This window comes from Streptomyces hainanensis (assembly GCF_004348415.1).
In the GTDB taxonomy this organism is placed as follows: Bacteria; Actinomycetota; Actinomycetes; order Streptomycetales; family Streptomycetaceae; genus Streptomyces; species Streptomyces hainanensis.
Window position 1 is genome coordinate 1 of record NZ_SMKI01000645.1, and the last position, 3344, is coordinate 3344.

Annotated in this window: 3 protein-coding genes and 1 pseudogene; all 4 read right to left on the reverse strand. The window is 76.1% G+C overall.

Going from position 1 to position 3344, the window contains the following annotated elements; translation table 11 throughout:
• Window positions 1-419: pseudogene (locus E1283_RS34045) on the reverse strand (lipopolysaccharide biosynthesis protein); the annotation flags it as partial.
• 131 nt (window positions 420-550) lie between these two features.
• Window positions 551-1639 carry a glycosyltransferase gene (locus E1283_RS34050; RefSeq protein WP_132822033.1) on the reverse strand — a complete coding sequence of 363 codons (1089 nt, stop codon included), beginning with the start codon at window positions 1637-1639 and terminating at the stop codon, window positions 551-553.
• Window positions 1636-2352 (reverse strand): polysaccharide deacetylase family protein, encoded by a 717-nt coding sequence (locus E1283_RS34055; protein ID WP_132822034.1) that lies wholly within the window; start codon window positions 2350-2352, stop codon window positions 1636-1638. The genes E1283_RS34050 and E1283_RS34055 overlap by 4 nt, the downstream gene beginning before the upstream one ends.
• Window positions 2353-2383: 31 nt before the next feature.
• On the reverse strand, window positions 2384-3344 hold a 961-nt coding region (locus tag E1283_RS34060), incomplete at its 5' end, for a lipid II flippase MurJ (protein WP_207930642.1).

The following is a 3344-nucleotide window of genomic DNA, read 5'->3' on the forward strand; positions in this document are numbered from 1 at the left end:
TGTATAAGAGACAGGGCCGGGGTCAGCTCGGTCAGCTCGGTCAGCTCGGCCGACGTCTCCGCCGCCGCCTCCGCCGCCACGTCGATCAGCGCCCGCGACACGGCGTTGGCGGCCCGGGCCGCGTCCCCGGCGCGCGCCGCCCGGCCGGTGATCTCGATCACCGGCGCGTCGGGGGACGTCGCCGCCCGGACCCGGCCGCGCAGGTCGGCCACCGAGAGGCCGGCCTCCCGCCGCGCCGCGTCGAGCACCGCGTCGCCGGTCGCCATCCGCCCGAAGGACTGCGCGAAGCCGAGCGCCACCGCCGGGTCGGTGTCCCCCACCGCCCGCACCACCACGTAACCGCTCGACGCGTACTCCCGGTCGTTCAGCAGCCCGTACCCCGCGCCGAGCAGCGCCCCGAGGAGCGTGCCCAGCGTCACCGGCCACCACCGCACCAGGCCCCGCCAGGACAGCGCCCCCAGCGCCCCCAGCGCCCGAAACGGCCTCAGCCAGCTGTGCGGCCTCCACCACCGGCGCGGTCTCAGGGACGTCGGCCATGTGAGCGACCGCATCACCGTCGCACCTCCTCGTAGACGGTCATCAGCCGTGCCACCGCCCGGTCGATGTCGTAGCGCCGCACCGCCTCCGGCACCGGCAGCCGTCGCACGCCGAGCGCGAGTTCGGCGCGGAGCGCCCTGGTCAGGTCGGGCACCGTGGGGTCGACGCGCCGCGCGCCGGGCGCCTCCTGGCGGGGCAGCTCGTCCACGGCGGGGCAGGTGACGTGCAGCACCGGCAGCCCGGCCGCCAGCGCCTCCAGCACGGCGAGCCCGAACGTCTCCTCCGTGGACGGCGAGACGAAGACGTCCAGGGCCGACAGCAGCCCCGGCACGTCCGCCCACTCACCGGCCAGCACCACCCGCCCGGCCACCCCGAGCCGGGCCGCGAGCGCGCGGAGCCTGGCGCGCTCGGGTCCCTCGCCGGCCAGCACCAGCCACACGTCGTCCGGCAGTTCGGCGAGCGCGCGGAGCAGTTTGTCGTAGCCCTTGCCCGGGACCAGCCTGCCGACCCCGCCGACCACCACGGCGCCGTCCGGCAGCCCGAGCCCGGCCCGGACGGCCCGCCGCGCCGCGCCGTCGAAGGCGAAGCTGGCCGGCTCGATGCCGTTGGGCACCACGTGGATCCGGCGCGCCGGCACCCCCCAGGCGCGCAGCCGACGGGCGACGGTGGCGGAGACCGCGACCGTCGCCACGCCGAGACGCTCGCTGGACAGGTAGAGCGCCCGGGCGCCGAGGGTCAGCCGCCGGCCCTCGATGTGGTGGGCGCCGAGCGAGTGCTCGGTGGCGACGACGGTCCGCACGCCGGCCAGCCGGGCGGCGACCCGGCCGTACACGCAGGCCCGGTAGAGGTGGGTGTGCACCAGGTCGTAGTGGCCGTCCCTGATCAGCCGCGCCAGCCGGGGGACGACACCCGGGTCGCGGTTGCCGGTCATCCCCAGGTCGGTGACGGCCACGCCGTCGGCCCGCAGCTCGGCGGCGACCGGTCCTGCGTTGGTGAGGGTGACCACGTCGCAGGCCAACGGCAGCCGCCGCAGCAGCGACCGCAGCTGCCGCTCGGCGCCGCCGACCCCGAGCCCGGTGATGATGTGCAGCGCGCGTTTCAACGGGCCACCGCTCCGGCCGGCGGTGCCTCGAGCCGGACGGCGCGGCGTCGCAGCGGGTGCAGCCGCCGCTTGAGGCGCATCCGCAGCGGGCCGTCCGACTCGCCGACATGGATCCGCGGCAGCGCGTAACGGCCGGTCAGCGAGCCCGGCTTGACGGCGCAGGCGTAGGCGTAGCCGGCTCCCCGCACGGCGTCGGCGACCCGGGTGTCCACGGCGCCGTAGGGGTAGCAGAAGCCGGGCACCGAACGGCCGGTGATCTCGCGCAGCAGGTCGCGGCTGTGGGTGATCTCGCGGTCGAGGGCCGTGTCGTCCAGGCTGGTCAGCGCGAGGTGGCGGAGGCCGTGCGAGCCGATCTCCATGCCGGCCGCGGCGGCGGCCCGGATGCCGTCGGCGTTCAGCAGCCGCTTGCGCGGGCCGTCCGCGTCCCAGGCGTTGCTGCCGTGCAGGCGGCCGGGGAGCGCGAAGACGGTGGCGGTGCAGCCGTGGCCGCGGAGCAGCGGGACGGCGTAGTCGAGGAAGTCCTTGTAGCCGTCGTCGAAGGTGAGCCCGACCATGCGGTCGCCGCGGCCGGCCTCGCGGGCGCGCAGCAGTTCGCCCACCGAGACGCCGCGCAGCCCCCGGCGGCGCAGCCAGCCGAGCTGCTGGTACAGGCGGTCGGGGGTGACGGTGATGTGGTAAGGGTCGGGGCTGGTGTAGGCGATGGAGTGGTACATGAAGAGCCACAGCGGGGCGGAGGCTTTGGCGTCATGGGGCACGGTTGCGCTGCCTTCCGGGGAGAGCGGACGGGAGGGGGAGACGGGTACGGGCGTGGCTGAGGAGTTCGCGGGTCTCCGGCACCCGCAGCGCGTGCGCCGCGGCGGCGAGGACGGTGGGGACGAGGAGCGCGCCGAGCGCGACGGTGGCCGGCGCGGGCAGCGCCAGCGCGTCCGCGAAGGACCAGCCGACGGCGGTGGCGGCGGCCGCGGCCAGGGCGAGGCGGCCGACGCGGGCGAGGACGCGGCGTGGGTCCACGGGGAGGGTGCGGGTGGCGAGGCCGCGCAGCAGCAGCGAGGCGGTGACGGTGATGCCGAAGGCGTTGGCGGCGGCGATGCCGGCCGCGCCCCAGCGGGGCGTGAGGGCGAGGCCGGCGAGCACGGTGACGAGCAGGCCGAGGGCCATGGCGGCGAGCGGGAACCAGGTGGGCCTGGCGGCCGAGAAGAACGGCCTGACCAGCGCGCCGACGAGGGTGTGGCCGAGCAGCCCGACGGCGTAGACCCGCATCACGGTGGCGGTGGCGGCGGTGGCCTCGGCGTCGAACGCGCCGCGCTGGAAGAGGAGTTCGATGATCTGCGGGGCGTGGGCGACGACGAAGGCGCCGCCGGTCAGCACGACCACGGCGGCCGCGACGAGATCCCGCTCGACGCGCAGCCTGGCCCGCTCCAACTCGCCGCGGGCCACGGCGCCGGCGACCATGGGGAGGGTGACGGTGCAGATCATCATGGCCAGCACCATCGGCAGTTGGGCCACCTTCTGGGCGTAGTTGAGGTAGGAGATGGCCCCGGACGGCAGCGAGGAGGCGAGGAATCGTTCGACCAGCACCTGCGACTGCCGGCTCAACGCGAACAACACCACCGGCAACACCAGCAGGCCTGCCGGCCTGAGCGGCTCGAAGGCCCCCGCCCCCCACGAACCGGCCTGGCCGACCGCCGACCCGGCGGGGCTTGAC

Bases quoted from the DNA above. Each gene is read 5' to 3' on its own strand.
- E1283_RS34055 (WP_132822034.1), bottom strand. From the start codon at position 2,352: ATGTACCACTCCATCGCCTACACCAGCCCCGACCCTTACCACATCACC.